Source organism: Curtobacterium sp. BH-2-1-1 (assembly GCF_001806325.1).
In the GTDB taxonomy this organism is placed as follows: Bacteria; Actinomycetota; Actinomycetes; order Actinomycetales; family Microbacteriaceae; genus Curtobacterium.
Genome location: NZ_CP017580.1, coordinates 960,130 through 983,043, shown reverse-complemented (window position 1 = coordinate 983,043; position 22,914 = coordinate 960,130). Strand labels below are relative to the sequence as shown.

The following is a 22,914-nucleotide window of genomic DNA, read 5'->3' as shown; positions in this document are numbered from 1 at the left end:
GCGATCGGTCACATCGCGACGCAGTTCGCGCACCCGACCACGGGCGCGACTGCGTTCGGCGGCTGTTCCGTACGGGCTGCCAGACGCCCCCGAGGACGGTGAGGACAGCGGCGGATCCGTCGCTCGGACGGAGGACCACATGTACTTCCACGCACAGACCTGGATCAACGAGATCGCCGACGGCGAACCGGACCCCGCGGCCGCCAACGCCCTGCAGGAGGGACTCGGCGGGCAGTTCGGCGAGATGCGCACGATGATGCAGTACCTGTTCCAGGCGATGAACTTCCGGGGGCCGGCCGCGAAGCCGTTCCGCGACCTCATCCAGGGCGTCGGGACCGAGGAGATCAGCCACGTCGAGCTCATCGGCACCACGATCTCACGGCTGCTCGACGGTGCTCCCGAGTACTCCGGCACGCCCACCGACCCGCTCGACACCCCCGGGGCGAAGGGGGCGACCCCGCTGAACATCGCGCTCGACACGGGCAACATCCACCACTACCTCGTCGGTGCCCAGGGAGCCCTGCCGGTCGACGCGGCCGGGAACCCGTGGAGCGGCAGCTACGTGTACAACTCCGGCAACCTGCCGCTCGACCTGCTGTACAACCTCATGCTCGAGTCGACCGGCCGCCTGCAGAAGTGCCGGATCTACGAGATGACCGACAACCCCACCGCTCGCAGCACCATCGCGTACCTGATCGTGCGCGACCAGGCGCACGAGAACGCCTACGCGAAGGCGCTCGAGGCCCTCGGCGTCGACTGGGGGAAGCTCCTGCCGATCCCGAAGACCAACGCCGAGGCCTTCCCCGAGGTCAAGGCGCTCGTCGACCTGGGGCTGCAGAGCAAGCAGTACAGCTTCGACCTCGACGGTGCGTCCGAGGCCGCGAAGATCTTCCGCGGCGCCTCCCCGTCGAACGACGGCACCGACCTCGACGCGTCCGAGCAGGCACCCGCCGGGGTGCCGTCGTTCATCGCGCCGGAGCGGCTCGAGGAGTTCGCGCCGGGGCTCGACGCCGATCTGCTCGCACTCATCCAGCAGACCGCGGAGCTCGAACTCGACCAGGCCGAGACGCCGGTGTACGGCCCCGTCGCCTGACCGGTCTCAGTCGAGGCAGAACTCGTTGCCCTCGACGTCCTGCATGACGATGCACGACTCGTTGACCTCGTCGGCGAGCATGCGGCGGAACTGCGTGGCGCCGAGGGCGACGAGCCGGTCGCTCTCGGCGTCGAGGGCGGCGAGCCGTTCGGCGCCGACGAGCCCGCTGCCGACCCGGACGTCGAGGTGCACGCGGTTCTTCACGACCTTGCCCTCCGGCACGCGCTGGAAGAACAACCGTGGGCCGACTCCGGTCGGGTCCACGCAGGCGAACGCCGAACCGCGGTGCTCCGGGGGCAGCGCCCGGTCGAAGGCGTCCCACGAGTCGAACCCCTCCGGTGGCGGCGGCACCACGTAGCCGAGGACCTCGCACCAGAAGCGCGCCACCCGCTCGGGGTCCGCGCAGTCGAACGTCACCTGCACCTGCCGCACCGTCGCCATGGGCAGACGATACAGCGGAGGCCCCGTCGTTCGACAGGGCCTCCGCTGCTCGTTCCGGTGTCAGTCGTTGAGGTGCGCGATCGCGTAGTCGGCCTCGGCCGGCAGGAACTTCTCGCCGTACTCACTGACCAGCTGGTCGCGGATCGCGGCGGGGGACATCGACATGTCCTCCTGGTAGCTCTTCGCCTTCTCGAGCGCGTTCGCGTTCCAGTCCGCCTGCACGTGGTCGATCGCGTACTGCGCTGCCTCGGCGGAGAACTGTTCGCCGTACTCCGAGGTGAGCTGGTCGTAGATGCCCGCCTTGCTCATGTGCATCATCTCGGAGTAGCTCTCGGCCTTGACGAGGGCGGAGGTGTACTCCACGGGCGTCGCGGGCGCAGCCTCGGTACTCTCGGAGGGGGCCTCGGACGGCTCGGACTCGGAGCTCTCCGAGGGGGAGGCGCTCTCGGACTCCTCGGCCGCGACCGGCGCCGGGGTGGCCGACTCCGCGACGACGGACGATTGCGTCGCCGAGTCGGATGCCGTGCCGACCAACGCACCGAGTCCGGCCGCGAAGGTGATCGACGTGATGGTGGCCACGGCGCCGAGGACGAGGCCCGTGATGGCGAGACCCTTCGACTGACGCTTCCGGAGAGCGATCGCGCCGAGGACGATGGCGACCACGCCGACGATCGCGCCGAACACGGGGACCCATCCGAACACGAACGCCACGATCCCGACGACCAGCGCGGCGATCGCGAGTCCGGCAGTGCGCTGTTGCGGAGTGGGGGCGCCGGGGTACGGAGCGAAGGTCTGGCCTGCCGGGGCGTGCGGCTGGTACGGGGGAGGAGTCGGTGACGTGCCGCCCCCCTGCGGCTCGGGTGTTGTCATACCGATCAGTATCGCAAAGGTGAGAGATGGTTCATGTTCGTTGAGCCAGATCACCCGGCCCCAGTTCGGGGCGCTCCGCGCCTCCTGGGTCAGAGGGTGGAACCCTCGAGCCGCACCCGGTCACCGCGGTACCGGTCGAAGACGGTCTGGACCGGCACGCCGTCGAGGTCGTGGTACGTGACCTCGCGCACGATGAGGGGCGCGCCGACCTCGGTACCGAGCATCTTCGCCGTGTGGGCGTCGGCCGCCTCGCTGCCGATGGTGACGAGCACCTCGCCGCGCGACGCGTCGAAGAAGTCGCGGAGCACCGTCGTCATGTTGATCGGCCCGGACAGGCTCTCGGGGGAGTGCGTGTAGCGCACCGAGAAGTAGGCGGCGCGGAGCCCGATCACGTCGTCGTCGGTGACGAGCAGGTTCTCGATCATCCGGACGTGGTCCTCGTCGATGCGGAGCCGTTCGCGCACGAGCGGGAAGCTCGGCACGATGCGGTCCTCGAAGCGCTCGACGTAGACGTGCTCGCTGTCGGCGTCGATGTCGGTGAGGGGCACGACGACCCCGCGGTGCGTGACCTTCGTCCCGACGCGCGGCCGGCGCTCGAGGAACCCGGTGTCCCGGAGCTGCGCGAGCGCGGCGCGGACGGACCCGCGGCTCGTGTCGAACAGCGTGACGAGGTCCTCTTCGGCGAGGGGAGCGTCGGGTGCGATGTGCCCCTCGCGGATCGAGGCGGTGATGAGGTCGCGGACCCGTCTCGCCGAGATCTGACGGCCGCGTGAGGACCCGCCCTTCGCGCGCGGGTGGTCGGACAGCGTGTCGCTCATCGTGACTCCGATCGTCGCAGGATCTCACCGCCACGATGCGGCTCGGGTGCAGTGAGTATACGACGCTCGTCGCGCAGGGCAACGGATTCCTCCGAACCGCGCGAACGGCGTGAACGGTCGGACGAAGTCCCTCTCACCTGGGCTTTCCTTTCGCCGCTGGTCGCTTAATGATCCGGTTACACCCGGAGCGGTCGTCGGAAACGAACGATCGCGAGCATTGCTGACCACCACCCGATGCGACGGAAGGCCGGCACATGACCGTGAGAGAGCCCGACATCGTCGACGATGCGACCCGTGCGGAGGCCGAGCGTCTCGCCGCCCTCGACACCTCGTTGACGACGAGGCGACGAAGCGTCCGGGAGCGCCTCTGGTTCCTGCGGCCGGCCGGACTGACCGTCGCCAACGTCCTGGTGTTCGTCCTCGTCTCGTTCTTCCTCGTGCAGCTCATCCCCGGTGACCCGGTCGTGTCGGCCACCGGCGGCCGCCTGTCCGGGGCCGAGCTCGAGCAGGCGCGGGAGTCCTACGGGCTGACCGGCTCGTGGATCCAGCAGCTCGGCACCTACCTGACACAGCTCGCCCACCTCGACTTCGGCACGTCGATCGCCACCGGCCGACCGGTCGCGCAGGACCTCGCGACCCGGGTCCCGGCGACGCTCGAGCTCGTGTTCTGGGGGCTGCTCCTCGCCTCGTCGGTGTCGCTCGTGACCGCGCACTTCATCGTCACGCAGCGCCGCAACCGCTTCGCGAAGCTGCTCACCGCCTACGCCCGGTCGGCGGGCGCGCTGCCCGAGTACGTCATCGGCATCGCGTTCCTCTTCGTCTTCTACGCCGAGCTGCACTGGGCCCCGGCGCCGAGCGGCCGCCTCGACCCGCTGCTCATCGCGCCGCCCACCGTCACGAACTTCCCGATGGTGGACGCGCTCATCGCCGGGGACCCGGCAGCCTTCGCGTCGTACGCGCAGCACCTCGTGCTGCCCGTCGTCGTGATGGTCGTCGCCCACTCCCCGCTGCTCATCAAGATGCTCATCGTCAACCTGGACCAGGCGATCGACGACCCCGCCACCCGGTTCCGTGTGGCGTCCGGAGCGTCCCGCCGGACGGTCCTCGCGAGCATCTACCGCCGGGCGCTCCCCTCGGCGGTCGCCACGCTCGGCATGCTGTTCGGCCTGTTCCTCGGCGGCGCGGTGGTCCTCGAGTCGCTCTTCGGTCTCGGCGGACTCGGGCAGTACGCCGTGGACGCGGTGAACGCCTCCGACGTCTTCGCGCTGCGGTCGTTCCTCCTCGTCACCGCGGCGATGTGCCTCGTCATCTACCTCGTCACGGACATCGTCACGATGCTCCTCGACTCGAGGCGGCGCGCCGGCGTCGCCGGGAAGGACGCCTGATGGCGCTCGACACCCCCACCGCGCTGCCCGAGCCGACGACCACCGGAGCGGGGAGCCCCCGCTCGACGCAGGACGGTCGCGTCGGTCGACCGGCCGGGCGCACCGGCTTCGTCCTGCGGCTCGTCCCCTTCGCCGTGCTCGTCGTGCTCGCGGTCGTCGGGCCGTACCTGGTGAACCACCCGGCCACGTCGGTGGTCGGCGGGCAGTCGGAGGCCCCGTCGGGGGAGTTCTGGTTCGGCACGGACGCGAACGGCCTCGACGTCTACTCCCGGGTGATGACCGCGTTCCGCCTCGACATCGTGATCGCGATCTGCATCACGGTCATCGCCACCGTCGTCGCCATCGTGATCGGGCTCGTCTCGGGCATGTACCAGGGCGACCGCACCGTGCTCGGGTTCGTGGCCCGACTGCTGGGCCGCGCCGTCGACCTCGTGCAGTCGATCCCGGTGATGATCGCCGGACTCGTGATCGTGTCGTTCTTCGGACGCAACGCCGTGGTGATCACGCTCGCCCTCGCGATCGTCCTCATCCCGTTCCAGGCGCGGCTGATGCGCACCGAGGTCCTCCGCACGCGGTCGGACGGCTACGTCGACGCCGCCCGGATGTCCGGCGAGTCCGAACTGCGCCTGCTCCTGGGCCACGTGCTGCCGAACTCCGCCCGGACGACGATCGAGAACACCTCGACGATCTTCGGGATGGCGATCATCTTCTGCGCCGCCCTCGGCTTCCTCGGCGTCGGCATCCCGACACCGACCGCGGAGTGGGGCACCATGCTCGCCGCCGGTGCCCCGGACGCCGCGGTGGGGCGGTGGTGGCCGGTGCTCTTCCCGGCAGCCGCCCTCGGCCTCTCCGTCTGGTCCGCCTCTGTGCTGGTCGCGGCCTTCGTCGGCCGGTCGCGGGTCTGACGGCGACCACCTGCCCCACGCGACCCCTCCTCCCCACCCACACCGTCCCTCCCGTCCCATCCCCTTCCCCAGGAGACCCGTGCCCATGCTGAACATGAAACGCACCATCGCCGCCGCCGCGATCGCGGTCGTCGGCGCCCTCGGTCTCGCGGCCTGCAGCGCCGGCGGGAACGCCGCCTCCAGCGCCTTCGTCATCGTCACCGCGGCCCAGCCGCAGAGCTTCTCGTACGAGACCAGCGCCACCGGGTACGAGGCCGCCGAGTTCTTCAAGAACACCGGAGCCTCGCTCATCCGCAACGAGTACGTCGACGGCACCGGCGGTCAGGCCGAGCACGAGGACTACAACAAGTTCGCCCCGGTCCTCGCGAAGAGCTACGACGTCTCGGACGACGGCCTCACCTACACGTTCCACCTCGACACGGACGCGAAGTCGACGGCGGGCAACGCACTCACCGCCGACGACGTGATCTGGAGCATCCAGCGCAAGTTCGCCGTCGAGACGAGCATCGTGCCGTTCATCAGCGCCCCGTTCATCACGAAGCCGGACCAGTTCGCGAAGGTCGACGACGAGACCGTCACCCTCACGCTCGACAAGGCGAGCTACGGCTACACGGCCCTGTCCCTGCTCGCGAACGTCGGCTACAACATCTACGACGCGAAGGTCCTCAAGGAGCACACCACGTCGAGCGACCCGTGGGCCGTGAAGTGGTCGGGCACGCACCCGAACTTCGGCTTCGGGGCGTACAAGGTGGACACCTACACGCCCGGTGAGCAGACGATCTACACCGCGAACGCCGGGTACGCCGAAGGCAAGCCGTCGATCGCCCGGATCGTCCAGCGCGTGGTCGCGGACGCCGGCCAGCGCGCCAACCTGGTGAAGTCCGGCGACGCGCAGATCGCGGCCCAGCTCCGTCCGGCCGACCAGGTCGAGCTCAAGGACGCCGACGCCGCGAAGGTGTTCGACGTGCCGACGAACGCGTACGTGTACATGCCCCTCCTCACCACGAAGGGCACGTTCAAGGACGTCGCCGTCCGCCGCGCACTCGCCGCGGCGATCCCCTACGACAAGATCAACGAGAACGTGTACCACGGTCGGGCCGACTCCATCTCGAGCATCCTCTCCGACGCCGACCCGGGCTTCGACGGCAGCGGGCTCAGGGCCAACGAGACCGACCCGGCCGAGGCGAAGAAGATCCTGGCCGACGCCGGGTACACCGAGCCCGTGCAGTTCACCCTCACCGTGAACAACTCCGTCCCGGACCTGCAGGAGACCGCCGTCCAGATCCAGACCGCGGTGAAGGACGCCGGCTTCGACATGACCATCGACACGGTCAACTCGTCGACCTTCCAGGCCGGACTCGCCGCGAAGACGTTCGAGGCGTCCCTCGGTCGCGACTACGCGGTCGTGCAGTCGCCGCCCTACGTCCTGTCGCTCTTCTACACGCCGGGCTCCGCCATCAACTGGCCGGACTTCGACAACGCCGAGCTCAACCAGGCCATCGCGGACGGCAACGCCGCGGGCGACCCGACCGGGGCCGAGGCGGGCAAGTACTGGAACGCCGCGCAGAAGGTCCTGCAAGACCAGATGCCGACGATCTACATCAACTACGTGCAGCCGCTCAACGCCTTCGCGAAGGACGTCGACGGGTACGTGTTCCGCTCCGACAACGTCATCGACTACTCGCAGCTGCAGCTCGCCTCGAGCTGAGCGACGACAGGGAGACACCATGAACGACCAGTCGGCCCCGGTCCTCCGGGTCACGGACCTCAACGTCACCTACGGCACGAACCACGCCGTCCGCCACGCCGACCTCGTGGTCCGGCGCGGGGAACGCGTCGCCGTCGTGGGTGAGTCGGGCTCCGGCAAGACGAGCCTCGGCAACGCCATCGCGGGGTTCCTCGACGCCGGGACCGTCGAGGTCGAGACCCTCGAGCTCGACGGCAGCTCGATCGAGCGGACCGGGCCGGCCGGTCGGATCCCGGTCCGGACCCCCGGGCTGTCGATGATCTTCCAGGACGCGATGTCGTCGCTCGACCCGGTGTGGACGATCGGCAGCCAGCTGGTCGCCGTGCTCCGGGCCACCGAGCGGGTGTCGAAGCGACGCGCCACCGCCGATGCCCTCGAACGGCTCCGTGCCGTGGGCATCACCGACCCGGACCGGGTCATGGGTGCCGAGCCGCACGAGCTCTCCGGGGGGATGCGGCAGCGCGTGATGATGGCCATCGCGCTCGCCTCGAAGCCCGCACTGCTCATCGCCGACGAACCCACGAGCGCGCTCGACGCATCGCTCGCCGTCGGTGCGATGCAGCTCATGGTCGACCTCGCCGAGCAGGAGGGGACGGCGGTGCTCGTGATCACGCACGACATCGAGCTCTGCCGGCGCTTCACCGACTTCGTCGTCGTCATGTACCAGGGCGAGATCGTCGAGCAGCTGCCGTCCTCGCGACTCGACGAGGCCACCCACCCGTACACCCGTGGACTGCTCGAGTGCGTGCCGACCCTGGCGTCCGCACGGCTCGACGAACTGCCGACGCTCGAGTCGGTCCGCGCCCGACTGGAAGGAACGGCGGCATGACCGGCATCCGCATCGAGGCCACCGGGGTCGCCCGGCGCTACGGCCGCAAGACCGCCGTCCGGGACGTCTCGTTCGTCCTCGGCGCGAGCCAGCGCGTCGGCATCGTGGGGGAGTCCGGCTCGGGCAAGTCCACGATGGCGAAGATCGTCACCGGACTCGAGCGGGCCTCCGCCGGCGCGATCACCGTGGACGACCGGGACCTCCGGTCGATCATGTCGACGCGTGCCGGTCGGCTCGAGTACCGACGACGGGTGCAGCTCGTCGCCCAGGACACCACCTCGACGTTCGACCCGCGACACCGCATCCGCGAGTCGCTCCGGACGCCGGCGCAGATCCTCGGCGGGCACGACGTCGCCGGTGCGGACGCCGCGATCGGCGAGATCACCACGGAGCTCGGCATCGACCCGAGCTGGGTCGACCGGTACCCGTCCGAACTCTCCGGCGGCCAGCGTCAGCGGATGTCGATCGCCCGGGCGCTGGTCGTCCGACCCGACCTGCTCGTGTGCGACGAGGCCGTCTCGGCGCTCGACGTCTCGGTGCAGGGCGTCGTCCTCAACCTGCTCAAGCGCTACTCGAACGACCACGGCGCCGGCCTCATGTTCGTGTCGCACGGGCTGCCGGCGACCGCGTTCATCACGGGCGAGCTCGTCGTCATGAACCAGGGCGAGGTGGTCGAGTCCGGCCGCACGCTCGAAGTCCTCGAACACCCCAGACACCCGTACACGCAGAAGCTCGTCGACGCCCACCTGGCCGTCGAGGAGCCCGTGGCGTAGTCCCTCACGGACACGCCCGCCCTCCCACACGAAAGGCTCCACATGTTCCACCTCGGATGGTTCCTCGGCAACGGCTTCGGCATCCAGGCCTGGTCCGACACGAACGGCGACGGTCCCTGGACCGGCACGAACGTGACCGACTGGATGAAGCCCGACATCTACATCGACCTCGCGAAGAACCTCGAGCGCGGCGGCTTCGACTACATCCTCATCGAGGACACCGCGATGGTCGAGGACTCGTACCGCGGCACCGCCGACACCTCGCTGCGGCGCGGGTTCATGGCGCCGAAGAACGACCCCATGCCGCTCGTCCCGCTCATGACGCAGGCCACGAAGCACATCGGCATCGTCCCGACGTTCTCGACGATCCAGTACCCGCCGTACCTCGCCGCACGCCTCGGCACGACGCTCGACCACCTCACCGAGGGGCGCATCGGCATGAACGTCGTGACGAGCGTCACCGACCGCGTCGCCCAGAACTACGGCTACGAGCAGCACCTCGACCACGACGAGCGCTACCGGATGGCGATCGAGTGGGCCGACGTCGTCAAGGCCCTGCAGGGGTCCTGGGAACCGGGGGCCGTGGTCGCCGACCCGGTGGCGGGCGTCTACGCCGACCACACGAAGGTGCACCCGATCGACCACCGCGGCGAGTTCTTCCGCTCGCGCGGGCCGCTCAACACGATCCCGGGGCCGCAGGGCGTCGTCCCGATCTGCTCGGCCGGTGGATCGGAGATGGGCCGGCAGCTCGCCGCGCTCCACGACGACACGATGATCGCCCTGTCGAAGACGCCCGAGAGCGCGAAGGCGTACCGCGACGACATGCGCGCCCGGGTCGCCGCCGCCGGCCGGAACCCGGACGACGTGAAGTTCCTGTTCATCGTCACGCCGACCATCGCCGCCACCGACGCCGAGGCGCAGGCCGCATCGGAGGCCGCCCGGCTCGCGATGTCGTCGGACAAAGCGATCGAGTACAACCTCTGGAACATGTCGTACACGTCCGGTGGTCGCATCGACTTCGGGGCGATCGACCCGGACACCCGGGTCGAGGACATCGACATCTCGAAGCAGAACGGCGAGTACACCTCGATCGAGAAGCTCTTCGAGGGGCAGCAGGGCCGCACGCTGCGCGAGGTCGTCGCCTCCTCGCACCAGGTGAACGACCTCGGGTTCGTCGGCTCGCCGGACACCGTCGCGGCGAAGATGGGCGAGTTCATGGAGCACGTCGGCGGCGACGGCTTCCTCGTCTACATGCCGACGACCCGCCTCAACATGGCCATGGTGGCCGACGGCCTCTCCCCGGCCCTGCGCCGCCGGGGGCTCATCCGCGACGAGTACACCGGCACGACGCTCCGCGAGAACCTGCGGGCGTTCTGATGCCGGGCGCCCCGGCGCTGTTCGAGGCGATCGAGCTGCGCGGCACCCGGTTCCGCAACCGGCTCTGGGTGCCCGCGCTGACGATGTTCACGGTGGAGGCCCGGGACGGCATGCTGACCCCGTTCCACCACGTGCACCTCGGCGGGCTCGCGCTCGGCGGCGCCGGGGCGATCGTGGCGGAGTGCACCGCCGTCACCCCGGAGGGCCGGGTCACGCCGTACGACCTCGGGCTCTGGGACGACGCGCAGCGCGACGCCTGGCGCCCGACCACCGCGTTCGTCCGCGACCAGGGCGTCCGCATCGGCATCCAGCTGAGCCACGGCGGTCGCAAGTCGTCCACCGGGCGGAGCTGGGACCGGGTCCGCGGCACCGTGCCCGTGGCGGACGGCGGGTGGCCCGTCGTGGGACCGTCCACCGTGCCGTACACCGGGTACGCGGCCCCGCGGGAACTCAGCAACGACGAGGTCCGCGGGATCCACCGGGCGTTCGTCGCGGCGGGCGTCCGGGCGCGCGACGCGGGGTTCGAGTTCGTCGAGCTGCACGCCGCGCACGGGTTCCTGCTGCACCAGTTCCTGTCCCCGCTCGCCAACACGCGCGACGACGAGTACGGCGGCTCGCTGCACGGACGGGCCCGCCTCCTGCTCGACGTCGTCCGCGACCTGCGCGCCGCCCTCGGCGACGGGTTCCCGATCCTGGTGCGCTTCTCGGCGACCGACTGGGTCCCCGGGGGCTGGACCGAGCAGGACACGGCGACCACGGCCTCCTGGGCGGTGGCGGCCGGCGCGGACCTGTTCGACGTGTCCACCGGCGGGATGGTCCCGCACGCCGAGATCCCGGTGTTCCCGGGCTACCAGGTCGGGCACGCGGAACGGCTGCGGGCCGCCACCGGTGCACCGGTCGGCGCGGTGGGGCTGGTCACCACCGCCGACCAGGCCGAGGCGGTCATCGCCGAGGGCCGGGCGGACGTCGTGTTCGTCGGCCGTGAGTTCCTGCGCGACCCGCGCTTCGGGCTCCGCGCCGCCGCCGAGCTCGGCGCCTCCATCGACTACCACCCGCTGCCGTACCACCGGGCGCAGCACCGTCCGGCACCACACCACCTCCCACGGAAGGCACACCCATGTTCCACCTCGGTTGGTTCCTCGGCTACGGCTTCGGCGTCTACGGCTGGAACGGGCAGTGGTCCGGCAACGTCCGCCACGACGTCGCCAACCCGCAGCTCTTCGTCGACGCCGCCACCTCGCTCGAGCGGGCCGGGTTCGACTTCATGATGCTCGAGGACTCGTCCGTCCTCCCCGACGTGTTCGGCTCCTCGTTCGAGCACTCGCTGCGCTCCGCGATCGTGCGGCACGACCCCATGCCGCTGGTCCCGCTGCTCGCCGCCGCGACGAAGCACCTCGGCATCATCGCGACCGCCGCGACGCCCTTCTACCCGCCGTTCCTCGCGGCCCGGCTGATGTCCACGCTCGACCACCTGACGCACGGCCGTGTCGGCATCAACCTCGTCACGGCCTCACCGCACGCGGCCGCGCAGAACTACGGCTACGACCAGCACTTCGAGCACGACGAGCGGTACGCGATGGCCGACGAGTGGATCGACGCGGTCCGGGCGCTCTGGGACACGTGGGACGCCGACGCCCTCGTGCTCGACGAGGCGACCGGTGTCTTCGCCGACCACACGAAGGTGCGGTACGCCGACTTCGCGGGGAAGTACTACCGCACCCGTGGGCCGCTCAACACGGTCGCCAGCCCCCAGGGACACCCGGTGGTCTGCCAGGCCGGCGGCTCCCCGGCGGGTCGCGACCTCGGCGCGCGCAACGCCGACACGCTCATCGCCTCGGCACCGGGCGTCGACGCCATGCGCGAGTACGTCGACGACATGCACCGACGGATGGTCGGGTTCGGCCGTGAGGAGACGGACGCGAAGATCCTGTTCCTCGTCGAGCCCGTGCTCGCCGACACCGACGACGAGGCCGAGGCGAAGCAGGCCCGACAGCTCGCCGCCACCCGCGAGAACATCGACGCGCAGCTGGCGAACCTGTCGTACACGTCCGGGTTCGACTTCGCGCAGTTCGACCTCGACGAACCGCTCCCGGCGGACCTCAAGGGCAAGAGCAACGGGCACCAGAGCGTCATCGAGGCGTTCCTGGCGAAGGCCGACGGCAAGACGCTCCGCGAGGCCCTCCCCGCGCAGCGCGACACCACGGGATCGGTCCGGCTCGTCGGCAGCCCCGAGACGGTCGCCGACCAGATGGAGGAGGCGATCGCCGCCTCCGGCGCCGACGGCTTCCTGGTCGGACTCCCGGTGACCCGGAAGAACCTCACCGAGGTCTGCGACGGACTCGCGCCGGTGCTCCGGCGTCGCGGTCTGATCAGGGACGGCTACGAGCACGAGACGTTCCGCGAGAACCTGCTCGCGTTCTGACACGCGAGTTCCCGGGAGGCGCGGCTCGACTCCGCCCCTGACCTGCGGTTTCCGTGTGGCCACCACCAGGGCGGCTCGCGCAATGAACGGTAACGGCACCTTCACGACGGGGTAACCGCCACGGCGTTGGATGAGATCCGAGAGAGAGGAACGGTCGCCATGATCACCACCGTCGTCGCCGGCAACCCCAAGCCCGGCTCGCACACGCTCGAGGCCGCGACGATCGTCGCCGAACGACTCACCGGGTCCGCGCCCGACCACGTCGTCGACGTCATCGCCCTCGGACCGGGGATCCTCGGCTGGGGCGACCCCGGAGTGCAGGCCGCGGTCGCGACCGTCGCCGCGTCCGACCTCGTCGTGGTCGCCTCGCCCACGTTCAAGGCCACCTACACGGGCGTCCTGAAGCTGTTCCTCGACCAGTTCACGACGGCCGACGGGCTCGCCGGGGTGACCGCCGTCCCGCTCATGCTCGGCGCCGGTCCCGCGCACCACATGGCCCCCGAGGTGTTCCTCAAGCCCGTGCTCGTCGAGCTCGGCGCCACCGTGCCCGTGCAGGGGCTGTACCTGAACGACAAGCACTACACCGACGAGTCGTCGACCGAGGGCTGGCTCGCCCGCTGGCGGGACGTCGTCCTCGCCGCCGCATCCGCACCGACCAAGGAAGGCACCAGCGCATGATCAAGCCCTACACCGCCGAGTCCGCGGACCCGACGCTCCTCCGGCAGGCGTTCTCCGGGTTCCCCTGCGGCGTCGCCGCACTCTCCGCGATCGTCGACGACGCCCCCACGGTGCTCGTCGCGTCGTCCTTCACCGTCGGCGTCTCGCAGGACCCACCGCTCGTGATGTTCGCCGTGCAGCACTCGTCGTCCACCTGGCCGGCGCTGGCCGGAGCGGAGTCGATCGGCGTCTCGGTGCTCGGCGAACGGCACGAGAACGTCACGCGGCAGCTCGCCTCGCGCGACAAGTCCGTGCGCTTCGTCGGCGTGGACACGACGGTGTCCGACACGGGCGCGGTGTTCCTCGAGGGGGCACCGATCTGGATGGAGTGCTCGGTGGAGCACACGTACCCGGCGGGCGACCACGACATCGTCGTGCTCCGCGTGAACGGCCTGATGTCCGACTTCGCGCACAGCCCGCTGGTCTGGCACCGGTCGTCGTTCGCGAAGCTGAGCGCCTGACGCGTGACGTCCGTATGCTCGCCGCATGGCTGACTTCACCGCTGAGCAGGCCGCCGTCGTGCGGATCGAACGAGCCGAGGAGGGCCGCTGGGACCTCACGGTGATCAGCGACTCGGGCGTCCGGATGGGACACGGCGAGTACCTCTTCGACGAGGCGGACGACGACGCGGCGGGGGAGCAGGCAGCGGCCCTCGACTTCGTCCGCGGCTACGGCTTCCGCTTCGAACCGGACGCCGTGGTCGCCGACGGGCCCGATGCGTACTGGGCACCGCTGCTGGCGCTCGACGAGCGGTAGCGTCGGGCTCCCTGCTCAGAGGGTCGCGATCAGCTGCTCGACCCGCGCGCGGATGGCGTCCCGGACGGGGCGGACGCGCTCGATCGGCTGCCCGGCCGGGTCGTCGAGCTCCCAGTCCTCGTAGCGCTTCCCGGGGAACACCGGGCACGCGTCGCCGCAGCCCATCGTGATGACGACGTCGGACTCCCGCACGGTGTCGGTCTCGAGCACGGCGGGGACGGCAGTCGCGATGTCGATGCCCTCCTCCGCCATGGCCTCGACCGCGACGGCGTTGACGCGGTCGGCCGGTTCGCTGCCGGCCGAGAACACCCGGACGCGGTCGCCCGCGAGGTGCTGCAGGTAGCCGGCGGCCATCTGGGACCGGCCGGCGTTGTGCACGCACACGAAGAGCACGGTGGGGCGGTCGGTCACGCGAGTGCCGCCGCCTCGAAGCCGATCAGCCAGGTGACGCCGAAGACGTCCCGCACGGTGCCGTCCCAGTCGCCCCACGGACGTTCCTGCAGTGGGTCCACGACGGCGCCGTCCGAGGCGAGGTCGTCGAACCAGCCGCGGAGCACGTCGGGTTCGGCGGCGCCGAGCAGGGAGAAGAGCAGCCCGGTCGCAGAGAACGAGGTCTCGCCGGTCGGGGCGTCGGCGGCGAACAGCGTGATGCCGCCGCCGGTGAGCTGCCCGTGCGCGACCGCGTCGGCGGGGCCGTCGGTGCGCGAGAAGTCCGCGAAGGTGGCGATGCTGAGTTCGCCGCCGAAGACGTCCTGCCAGCGCCCGAGTGCCTGGAGCGCGGTGCCGTCGAACTGGAAGTAGGGCGAGGGCCCGTTCACGTTCATGCCCCGGACCCTACCGCTCAGACCGCCGCGGCGAGCGTGTCGAACGTCCGGCGCAGCAGGGCCGGAGCGTCCTCGTCGGTGACGGACCAGGTGGCGATCGCGACGTCGAAGCACCCGAGCGCGGCCTGCACGAGGACGGCCGCACCGAGCTCGGCGCCGTCGGGGTCCCCGGCGCGCAGCCGCTCGGTCAGGATCGGCGTCAGGACGTCCGCCCAGGCGAGGTGCTTCTCGAGGTTGCGGGCGCGGAGCGACGGCGTCGACGTCATGACGCGGACCGACCGCCGACCGGACTCGGGGTCCTCGTCGGCGCGGACCATCATGCCGACGAACGCCTCGCGCAGCGCGGTCCAGGCCGGTTCGTCGTCCGGACGCTCCCGGAGCGCCTCCGCGAGCGCACCCCGGTGCCGCAGTGGATCGCCGATGACGGCGTCCTCCTTCGCCGGGAAGTACCGGTGGAAGCTCCGCGCCGAGATGCCGACCTCGGCCGCGATCTGCTCGACGGTGACGGCGTCGAACCCGTCGCGGTCGAACCGAGCGACGGCGACCGCTGCGATCCGCGCGCGCACGGCTTCGCGCGTGATGTCCCGCAGTCCGGTCCGCGCGCTCGTCTCACCCACGACGGCATCGTACCGAGGGAGGCGGAACATGACCAAGTTGTCAGGGACTGACAGAACGGGCGTACAGTGTCATCTGCATCGCCAGACACGACGGAAGGATGGCACATGCAGCAGCGCACTCTCGGGACCCAGGGCCTCGCGGTCGGATCCATCGGCTACGGTGCGATGGGGACGGTCTTCGCGTACGGGCCCGCCGACGACACCGAGTCCATCGCGGCGATCCGTCGCGCGCACGACCTCGGCGTCACCCACTTCGACACCGCTGAGATGTACGGGTGGGGTGCCGGGGAACGACTCCTCGGTGCGGCCCTGGCGCCCGTCCGCGACGAGGTCACCATCGCCACCAAGTTCGGCTTCACCGCGGACGACTGGGCGCCCGACTCCCGCCCCGAGCACATCCGCGAGGTCGTCGACCAGAGCCTGCGGAACCTCGGCACCGACTCGATCGACCTCCTCTACCAGCACGTCCACGACCCGGCCGTGCCGATCGAGGACGTCGTCGGCGTGATGGCGGAGTACGTGCAGGCCGGCAAGGTCAAGTACCTCGGGCTCTCGAACACCGACGGCGACCAGCTCCGTCGGGCCCACGCCGTGCACCCGATCTCGGCGTTCCAGACCGAGTACTCCGTGTTCGCCCGGGAGTCCGAGGAACTCTTCCCGCTCGTCGACGAGCTCGGCATCGGGCTCGTGGCCTACTCGCCGCTCGCGCGCGGCTTCCTCGGCGGGGCCGTCCAGCCGCGGTCCGCCTACCCCGAGGACGACATCCGGCACATGCTCGAGTGGTGGGCGCCGGAGCACTTCGACCAGAACGTCGCGGTCGTCCGGGCGCTGACCGCGATCGCCGACGAGCACGGCGTCCCGCTCTCGCAGCTGTCCCTCGCGTGGATCCTGGCGCAGCGGGGCGACGTCGTCCCGATCCCGGGGTCGAAGAACCCCGACCGGGTCGCGCAGAACGTCGCGGCGGCCGGTGTCGTCCTCACGGCCGACGACCTGGCGCGCATCGACGCGCTCTCGCGCGACGTGCGCGGCAAGCGCATCGAGAGCCGGGTCTGACGGGCGTCGGTGGGCAGTGGGCGCGACCGGTGACGGACGGGAGGCGCGGTGCGTGCCCGCACTGCGCCTCCCGTCCGTCAGCCGAACAGCGCGAGGGCCTCGTCGACGACGTCCTCGGGGCGGCCCTCGCCGTGCGTCGCCCACCACGTGAGCGCCGTGCTCGCCGCCGCTGCGAGGGCGTGTGCGCGGACCCGCGTCGCGAGGTCGTCGACCGAGCCGCCGTCCCGCTCGGCCACGAACCGCTCGATCACCCCGGTCAGGGCCGTGGACGCGGCCTCCCCGCCGCGCTCGAGGGAGGGGTTCGCGCGGATGACCCGCAGGCGGTGGCGGGTGATCTCGATCGTGTCGTCCGGGAACGTGGCACCGACCCGGTACGCGGCGCGGAGCGCGACCCACGCGGACTCGGACGCCGGACGGAGGCGGAGCTCGTCGGTGAAGCGCACCGCGAACTCGTCGAGGCCGCCCCACACGAGCGAGGCCTTGCTCGGGAAGAGCCGGAACAACGAGCGGCGGCTGACCCCGGTGGCCGTCGCGACGTCGTCCATCGAGACGGCGTCGAAGCCCTGCTCGTCGAAGAGCCGCAGGGCCACGAGCGACGCCGCGGCGGGGTCGATCGTCCGCGGGCGTCCGGTCGGCCGGTCGCTCGTCGAGCTCATGGATTCCTTTCGGCACTGAGTGCTACAACTGTGGTGGCGCAGCGAGCGCCTCTCAGTGAGGAGACGACATGACCGACACCACCGCCGGACGGTTCACCGGCAGGACCATCATCGTCACCGGAGCGGGTTCCGGCATCGGACGCGCCACGGCGACGCGCATCGCGAACGAGGGTGGGCGCGTGATCGCCACCGACGTCGTCGCCGAACGGCTCGATGTGCTGCGCGCCGAACTCGTCGACGCCGCCGGCCTCGACGTCGAGACCGTCATCGGCGACGTCGCCGCGCCGGAGACGATCGACGCGCTCCTCGCCGCCGCGGGCGACCGGGTCGACGGGCTCGCGAACGTCGCCGGCATCATGGACGCGTTCCTCCCGCCGAGCGAGGTCGACGACGCCACCTGGGACCGCGTCTTCAGCGTGAACGTCACCGGGCCGATGCGGCTCACCCGAGCGGTCCTGCCGCTGATGATCGCCGCCGGACGCGGTGCGGTCGTGAACGTGGCGTCCGAGGCGGCGCTCCGGGCGTCGGCCGCGGGTGCTGCGTACACGGCGTCGAAGCACGCGATCGCCGGGTTCACGAAGAGCGTCGCGTTCTTCCACGGGCCGCAGGGCATCCGCGCCAACGCCGTCGCGCCCGGTGCGGTGGCGACGAACATCGAGGCGCCGATGCGCAGCGAGTACGCGGCCGGACGGGTGGGGCCGATCATGCAGACGACGATCCCGCCGGTGGCGCAGCCCGAGCAGCTCGCGGCGGCGATCACATGGCTGCTCAGCGACGACTCGGCCAACGTGAACGGCGCGGTGCTGCCGAGCGACGGCGGGTGGTCGGTGGTCTGAGCGGGGCGGCAGAGTGGTAGAAAACTACCGATTGCGGTAGTTTTCTACCACTATGCAGCTCCAGCGCCCGTTCGCCTCCGTGACCACTGCGGTCGACGGTGACGTGCTGATGGTGCTCTCCCGAGCGGCTGGACCGATGACGATCGCGGACATCAGTCGGCTCGTGCCCGATCGCTCGTACGCCGGTGTGCGGAACAGCGCCGACCGGCTGACGGAGCAGGGCATCGTCAACGGGTTCCGGACCGGACGGACGAAGGCGTTCGCGCTGAACCCCGACCACCTCGCCGCTGGTGCGGTCCGAGCGCTGGCGGACATGCGGCGCGAGCTCCTCGAGCGGCTCACCGTCGGGTGCGACGGCCTCCCACTCCGGTACGCGGCCGTGTTCGGCTCCGGTGCCCGGGGTGAGATGCGGCCGGACAGTGATCTCGACCTCTGCTTCGTCGTCATCGCCGGGCGTCGTCCCGAGGCGGAGGACGCCGTCCACGCGCTGTGCGAACGCGCGCAGAGGTGGACCGGGAACGTCGTGCGTCCCGTGGTCTTCGACGAGAGCGAGATCGACGCTGCGGATCCGCTCCTCGCGTCCGTCGCCAGGGACGGTGTTCCCATCGCAGGTGATGGTCGTTGGCTGTCCCGGAAGCTCCGTACGCTGGCCGGGTGACACCGCGTACCGGCACCACCGCGCAGGGCGACGAGTCGTTCCGCCGGGGCCGACTCGCGAAGGCCACCGAATTCCTCGACGCTGCCGACACGCTGCGCGAGCTCGGGGGAGAGTCGGGGGTGCTCACCTCGACGTCGCCGTTCGCGAACGCCTTCGTCGTGCAGTGCGTGCTGAGCGGGATCGCCGCGGCGGACGCGATCTGCGTCGCGAGGACCGGCAGGTACTCGCGGACCGGTGCCCACGACGAGGCCGTTCCGGTGCTCCGAGCGGCGGCCGGGCAGGCGGTCGCGAAGCACCTCGAGGTACTCCTCGCCGTGAAGAACAAGGCCGAGTACAACGCGATGTCCGTGAGTGACACGGACATCGTGCGCGCGGCAGCGGCGGCGGAGGCACTGGAGTCGGCGGCGCGCTCGGACTGAGCGGCCGCCTACACTGCCGACATGACCGAGGTCCCCGATGCCCGCTCCGACTGGGGCCGGTTCGCCCCCGACTCCGTCGAGCGGCGGATGCTCGACGACACCGGGACCGCACTCGGGCTCGTCCTCCGCCCCCGCACCGTCGTGCTCGACCGTGCCCGGGTCGAGGTCGAGGGCATCGACGCCGACGACCGCGTGGTGGTGCAGCTCGTGGCGAACCAGGGCGCCTACAAGCCGGCCTGGCGCAACAAGGTGATGGCCGACCTGTTCAAGCTGCTGTGGTTGCGGCAGTCCGTCCCCGGGGCCGAGCGGGCCGTCCTCGTCGTCGCCGAACCGGCAGCGCGGGCGCTCGCCGGGTGGGTCTCGGTGGCTGCCGAGGACCTCGGGATCGAGGTGCTCGTCTGGGACGGGCGGACGGCGGCGCCCTCGCAGCGCTGACCCCGTGCAGTCGTTCACACGTTCGCAACACATGTGGCCAGACTCCGTAACACGAGCGTCCTAACCTCATCACCAGCAGCGGATTTCCGCGTCGCAGACGAACCCGAGCTCGCGACGCACGCTCTCCGCCATACGAGACCGAGCCTGCGTGCTCGCCGACGGTATGGAGGAACGGATGACCACAGCAGCGGTCCGGGTGGACGCGGTGCGCAAGGTGTACGGCAGCGGTCCGAGCGCCATGGTGGCCCTCGACGACGTCGAGCTGATGATCGAGCCCGGGAAGTTCGTGTCGCTCATCGGCCCGAGCGGCTGCGGGAAGTCGACGCTGCTGCGGCTCGTCGCCGGCCTCGAGCCCGCCGACCGCGGCGACGTGCAGGTCCACGGCGTCACCCCGGCGCAGGCGTGCGCGGCGAAGCTCATCGGCCTCGTGCCCCAGACGCCGGCGCTGCTGCCCTGGCTCACCGTGCTGCAGAACGTCTCCCTCGCCGGACGGGTCAACCCCGGTGCCGGTCGTCGGCGCGCCGCGATCGAGGACCTCGCGGAGCGCGGTGCGGACAGCGGCCCGGACATGCGCCAGCTGCTCCGGATGGCCGGGCTCGGCGAGGCGGAGGACAAGCTGCCCGCCCAGCTCTCCGGTGGCATGCAGCAGCGTGCGGCGATCGTCCGGGCGTTCGGCCTGCGCCCCGACGTGCTGCTCATGGACGAGCCGTTCTCGGCCCTCGACGAGTTCACCCGCGAGGCCCTGCAGGACCAGCTGCTCGACCTCTGGGACGAGCTGCGGACGACGGTGCTCTTCGTCACGCACTCCGTGTCCGAGGCGGTCCGGATGTCGGACACCGTGGTCGTGATGGCGCCGCGTCCCGGGCGCATCGTCGACGTCATCGACATCGACCTGCCGCGACCGCGGAACCAGCGTCTGTTCGAGGAACGGCGCTTCCACGAGTACGAGGACCTCGTCCGCACGCGGTTGCACAACGCGTGGCGTGCGACGGACGCGGCCTGAGGGAGACGACACGATGACCACCACCAGCACGACCTCCACCGCCTCCGCCACGACCACCACCGCCGAGTCCGAGGCCGCAGCGACCCGTCGGCCGCTCCCCGGTTGGATCCGCCCGACGGTCTGGGCGCCCCTCGTCGTGATGCTCGCCGTCCTCGCCGTGCTCTGGCAGATCGGCGCGACGACGATGCCGTACCTGCTGCCGCCGCTGCCCGCGGTGGGGGAGACCCTCGCCACGCAGCTGCCCTACTACCTGCAGAACGCCGGGATCACCCTCGTCGAGTCGCTCGTCGGCCTCGGCATCGGGTTCGTGGCCGCGTTCGTCCTCGCCGTGCTGACGAGCGAGCTGCCGATCGTCCGCCGCGCGGTGATGCCGATCGCGATCGTCCTCAACGTGACGCCGCTCGTCGCGATCGCCCCGGCCCTGGTGGTGGCGTTCGGGTTCGGCCCGCTGCCGAAGCTCGTGATCACGGCGCTCATCTGCTTCTTCCCGATCCTCATCAACACCGCGGCCGGGCTCCGGTCCGTCCCGCAGCCCGTGCTGCAGGTGTACCGGACGATCGACGCGTCCCGCCTCGAGATGCTCGTGCACCTGCGCATCCCGAACGCCCTGCCGTTCGTCTTCGCGGCGCTCCGCATCGTGTTCCCGCTGTCGATCATCGGCGCGGTCGTGGCGGAACTCTCCGCGTCGGGCTCGACGGGTGGGCTCGGCACCGTGATCAGCACGGCGTCGTCGATGAACCAGCTCGCCGTGGTGTACGCCGCGATCGCGATCCTCGCGGTGATGGGCGTGGTCCTGCTCGGACTCATCTCGCTCGTCGAGCGGCGGGTCCTCCGCTGGCACCGCACCGCGAACGACTGACGGCGACCGCCGCCCCGCCACCCGCCGCACCGCCCGGCCACCGCACCGCCGCCCCGCGGCCGAGCAGCACCACCCGTCGGCGCGAGCCTGCCCACGCGAGGCCAGCCGCGCCTCCAGGCCGAAACCCGACGACCACCCCGACCACCCCGACCCACACCCCGCCCCCGCCCCCGCCCCCCGCCCCGCCCCCGCCCTGCACCACCCATCCCTTCCCACAGGAGTGACCATGCAGCACCGCACCCACCCGCACCGCACCCGCCCGCACCGCACCACGGCCGCGCTCGCGACCCTCGCCGCCACCGCCGCCGTGGCCCTCGCCCTCACCGGCTGCAGCACCGGCTCGAGCGCGGGCACCGGCTCGTCCGAGGGCAGCGCCATCTCCGCCGAACGGTGCAAGGAGAACAAGGCCGCCGGCCCCATCACCTACCTGTCCGGCTACCAGTACCAGTCCTCGGCGTCGATCCTCGAGTACATCGCGGCCGACGAACTGGGCTACTTCAAGGACCTCTGCCTCGACGTCACCCTCAAGCCCGGGTCGGGCGACACCGCGCAGAACACCAAGCTCCTCGCGAGCGGCCAGGCGACCGTGTCGGCCGTTGCGGAGCAGGACCTCATCCAGGCCCGGGCGAACGGCATCGACATCACCGGCATCTCGTCGTACTCGAACGCCGGGCTCGACATCCTGATGACGAACAAGGACATCACGAAGCTCCCGCAGCTCGACGGGAAGGTCGTCGGCCACAAGGGCTACGTCCCCGCCTCCGTCCGGGCGATGATGGAGAAGGCCGGGGTGGACTGGGACTCGCTCACCCTCGTGAAGGAGGGCTACGACCCCTCGGTCCTGCCGCGCAAGCAGAACGGTCTCGAGGCGCTCACCGGCTTCGTGTCGAACGAGCCGAACCTGCTCAAGGCCGCCGGCGACGACGTCACCGTGTGGCAGCCCGTCGACTACGGGATCCCCTCGTCGATCGGCGCGATGGCCGTGAACCCCGCGTTCGCGAAGGCCCACCCGACCGCCGTCGAGGACGTCCTGCGCGCCGCGCTGCACGCCTACGACTTCTGCTCGTCGAGCGCCGCGAAGACGAAGCAGTGCGTCGGGTACGCCGCGAAGCTCTCCGGCGCGACCTACGACGAGGCGCAGAACGCGAAGATCTGGACGACCGAAACGAAGGTCATCGCGGACAACCCGACGCCGGGCCAGCCGCTCGGGGGCATCGACCCCGAGAACGTGTCGAAGCTCGTCGACATGCTGCACCAGTTCGACATCGTGAAGAGCTCGGTGACCGCGGACGACGCGAAGAGCTGGTTCACGAACGAGTACATCGACGCGATCACGAAGGACGGCGAGACCGTCTGGCCCGCGCCGTGACCACGGTGGGTCGCGCGGACGCGCGACCCACCCGGCACGACGTGACACGCAC

The 22,914-nt window shown here is 70.8% G+C and carries 26 protein-coding genes and 1 pseudogene; 20 read left to right on the top strand and 7 right to left on the bottom strand.

The genetic code is table 11. The features are described 5' to 3' along the window. Positions 1–139: 139 nt before the first annotated feature. Complete coding sequence (locus BJK06_RS04510; RefSeq protein WP_070416876.1) at positions 140–1,093, top strand: manganese catalase family protein; 954 nt, start codon at positions 140–142, stop codon at positions 1,091–1,093. A gap of 6 nt (positions 1,094–1,099) precedes the next feature. Here BJK06_RS04510 and BJK06_RS04505 read toward each other — a convergent pair whose 3' ends face one another. The 3 genes from BJK06_RS04505 to BJK06_RS04495 form a co-directional block, all read right to left on the bottom strand. Further along, positions 1,100–1,534, bottom strand: coding sequence for a VOC family protein (locus BJK06_RS04505; RefSeq protein WP_070416875.1), 435 nt, complete (start codon positions 1,532–1,534; stop codon positions 1,100–1,102). Positions 1,535–1,594: 60 nt separating this feature from the next. Next, the gene (locus tag BJK06_RS04500; protein ID WP_083295050.1) at positions 1,595–2,404 is read right to left on the bottom strand and encodes an Ltp family lipoprotein; all 810 of its coding nucleotides are present in this window, start codon (positions 2,402–2,404) and stop codon (positions 1,595–1,597) included. A gap of 89 nt (positions 2,405–2,493) precedes the next feature. After that, on the bottom strand, positions 2,494–3,222 hold the full coding sequence (locus BJK06_RS04495; RefSeq protein WP_022907943.1) for a GntR family transcriptional regulator: 729 nt from the start codon (positions 3,220–3,222) through the stop codon (positions 2,494–2,496). Positions 3,223–3,476: 254 nt separating this feature from the next. Between BJK06_RS04495 and BJK06_RS04490 the strand changes: the two genes are divergently transcribed. The 11 genes and pseudogenes from BJK06_RS04490 to BJK06_RS04445 all read left to right on the top strand — a co-directional run bounded on the left by BJK06_RS04490 (position 3,477) and on the right by BJK06_RS04445 (position 14,133). Beyond that, positions 3,477–4,607 carry an ABC transporter permease gene (locus tag BJK06_RS04490; RefSeq protein ID WP_083295049.1) on the top strand — a complete coding sequence of 377 codons (1,131 nt, stop codon included), beginning with the start codon at positions 3,477–3,479 and terminating at the stop codon, positions 4,605–4,607. After that, entirely contained in the window at positions 4,607–5,512 is a 906-nt protein-coding gene (locus BJK06_RS04485) for an ABC transporter permease (RefSeq protein WP_070416874.1), read from the top strand. Before BJK06_RS04490 ends, BJK06_RS04485 begins: the two co-directional genes overlap by 1 nt. Before the next feature lie 85 nt (positions 5,513–5,597). After that, entirely contained in the window at positions 5,598–7,220 is a 1,623-nt protein-coding gene (locus BJK06_RS04480; protein WP_070416873.1) for an ABC transporter substrate-binding protein, read from the top strand. A gap of 19 nt (positions 7,221–7,239) precedes the next feature. Next, entirely contained in the window at positions 7,240–8,088 is an 849-nt protein-coding gene (locus BJK06_RS04475; protein ID WP_070416872.1) for an ABC transporter ATP-binding protein, read from the top strand. Next, complete coding sequence (locus BJK06_RS04470; RefSeq protein ID WP_070416871.1) at positions 8,085–8,861, top strand: ABC transporter ATP-binding protein; 777 nt, start codon at positions 8,085–8,087, stop codon at positions 8,859–8,861. The genes BJK06_RS04475 and BJK06_RS04470 overlap by 4 nt, the downstream gene beginning before the upstream one ends. 42 nt (positions 8,862–8,903) lie before the next feature. Continuing rightward, positions 8,904–10,238, top strand: a complete 1,335-nt coding sequence (locus BJK06_RS04465) for an NtaA/DmoA family FMN-dependent monooxygenase (RefSeq protein WP_022907949.1) — start codon at positions 8,904–8,906, stop codon at positions 10,236–10,238. Continuing rightward, positions 10,238–11,506 (top strand): NADH:flavin oxidoreductase/NADH oxidase, encoded by a 1,269-nt coding sequence (locus BJK06_RS18120; protein WP_219810658.1) that lies wholly within the window; start codon positions 10,238–10,240, stop codon positions 11,504–11,506. The genes BJK06_RS04465 and BJK06_RS18120 overlap by 1 nt, the downstream gene beginning before the upstream one ends. Then, positions 11,485–12,660, top strand: a pseudogene (locus BJK06_RS18975) (NtaA/DmoA family FMN-dependent monooxygenase); the annotation flags it as partial. The gene BJK06_RS18120 and the pseudogene BJK06_RS18975, both read left to right, overlap by 22 nt. Before the next feature lie 159 nt (positions 12,661–12,819). Continuing rightward, a complete protein-coding gene (locus BJK06_RS04455; RefSeq protein ID WP_070416869.1) occupies positions 12,820–13,338 on the top strand; it encodes an NADPH-dependent FMN reductase in 519 nt (172 codons plus the stop codon). Continuing rightward, complete coding sequence (locus tag BJK06_RS04450; RefSeq protein ID WP_070416868.1) at positions 13,335–13,838, top strand: flavin reductase family protein; 504 nt, start codon at positions 13,335–13,337, stop codon at positions 13,836–13,838. Before BJK06_RS04455 ends, BJK06_RS04450 begins: the two co-directional genes overlap by 4 nt. A gap of 25 nt (positions 13,839–13,863) precedes the next feature. After that, positions 13,864–14,133, top strand: coding sequence for a hypothetical protein (locus tag BJK06_RS04445; protein WP_070416867.1), 270 nt, complete (start codon positions 13,864–13,866; stop codon positions 14,131–14,133). A gap of 15 nt (positions 14,134–14,148) precedes the next feature. Here the strand turns inward: BJK06_RS04445 and BJK06_RS04440 are convergent, their stop codons facing one another. Genes BJK06_RS04440 through BJK06_RS04430 form a run of 3 tightly spaced genes read right to left on the bottom strand, consistent with a single transcriptional unit; the run spans position 14,149 to position 15,574 of the window. Continuing rightward, the gene (locus BJK06_RS04440) at positions 14,149–14,544 is read right to left on the bottom strand and encodes an arsenate reductase ArsC (protein WP_070416866.1); all 396 of its coding nucleotides are present in this window, start codon (positions 14,542–14,544) and stop codon (positions 14,149–14,151) included. Further along, positions 14,541–14,957 (bottom strand): VOC family protein, encoded by a 417-nt coding sequence (locus BJK06_RS04435; RefSeq protein WP_175473767.1) that lies wholly within the window; start codon positions 14,955–14,957, stop codon positions 14,541–14,543. Before BJK06_RS04435 ends, BJK06_RS04440 begins: the two co-directional genes overlap by 4 nt. A 17-nt stretch (positions 14,958–14,974) precedes the next feature. Beyond that, positions 14,975–15,574 (bottom strand): TetR family transcriptional regulator, encoded by a 600-nt coding sequence (locus BJK06_RS04430; RefSeq protein WP_254790807.1) that lies wholly within the window; start codon positions 15,572–15,574, stop codon positions 14,975–14,977. 105 nt (positions 15,575–15,679) lie between these two features. Between BJK06_RS04430 and BJK06_RS04425 the strand changes: the two genes are divergently transcribed. After that, positions 15,680–16,627, top strand: a complete 948-nt coding sequence (locus BJK06_RS04425; RefSeq protein WP_070416864.1) for an aldo/keto reductase — start codon at positions 15,680–15,682, stop codon at positions 16,625–16,627. A 77-nt stretch (positions 16,628–16,704) separates the two neighbouring features. Here the strand turns inward: BJK06_RS04425 and BJK06_RS04420 are convergent, their stop codons facing one another. After that, on the bottom strand, positions 16,705–17,283 hold the full coding sequence (locus BJK06_RS04420) for a TetR family transcriptional regulator (protein ID WP_070416863.1): 579 nt from the start codon (positions 17,281–17,283) through the stop codon (positions 16,705–16,707). Positions 17,284–17,351: 68 nt separating this feature from the next. On the opposite strand from BJK06_RS04420, the gene BJK06_RS04415 reads away from it, so the two are divergent. From BJK06_RS04415 to BJK06_RS04385, 7 genes are all read left to right on the top strand, one after another. Further along, a complete protein-coding gene (locus tag BJK06_RS04415; protein WP_070416862.1) occupies positions 17,352–18,119 on the top strand; it encodes an SDR family NAD(P)-dependent oxidoreductase in 768 nt (255 codons plus the stop codon). A gap of 52 nt (positions 18,120–18,171) precedes the next feature. Continuing rightward, positions 18,172–18,777 carry a nucleotidyltransferase domain-containing protein gene (locus tag BJK06_RS04410; RefSeq protein WP_070416861.1) on the top strand — a complete coding sequence of 202 codons (606 nt, stop codon included), beginning with the start codon at positions 18,172–18,174 and terminating at the stop codon, positions 18,775–18,777. Beyond that, the gene (locus BJK06_RS04405; RefSeq protein ID WP_070416860.1) at positions 18,774–19,196 is read left to right on the top strand and encodes a hypothetical protein; all 423 of its coding nucleotides are present in this window, start codon (positions 18,774–18,776) and stop codon (positions 19,194–19,196) included. Before BJK06_RS04410 ends, BJK06_RS04405 begins: the two co-directional genes overlap by 4 nt. Positions 19,197–19,217: 21 nt before the next feature. Further along, positions 19,218–19,631 carry a hypothetical protein gene (locus BJK06_RS04400; protein ID WP_070416859.1) on the top strand — a complete coding sequence of 138 codons (414 nt, stop codon included), beginning with the start codon at positions 19,218–19,220 and terminating at the stop codon, positions 19,629–19,631. Positions 19,632–19,806: 175 nt separating this feature from the next. Continuing rightward, entirely contained in the window at positions 19,807–20,634 is an 828-nt protein-coding gene (locus tag BJK06_RS04395) for an ABC transporter ATP-binding protein (protein WP_070419216.1), read from the top strand. 13 nt (positions 20,635–20,647) lie between these two features. Then, positions 20,648–21,493, top strand: coding sequence for an ABC transporter permease (locus tag BJK06_RS04390; RefSeq protein ID WP_083295048.1), 846 nt, complete (start codon positions 20,648–20,650; stop codon positions 21,491–21,493). A 226-nt stretch (positions 21,494–21,719) separates the two neighbouring features. Continuing rightward, entirely contained in the window at positions 21,720–22,862 is a 1,143-nt protein-coding gene (locus tag BJK06_RS04385) for an ABC transporter substrate-binding protein (RefSeq protein WP_070416858.1), read from the top strand. The last annotated feature ends 52 nt before the right edge of the window (positions 22,863–22,914 follow it).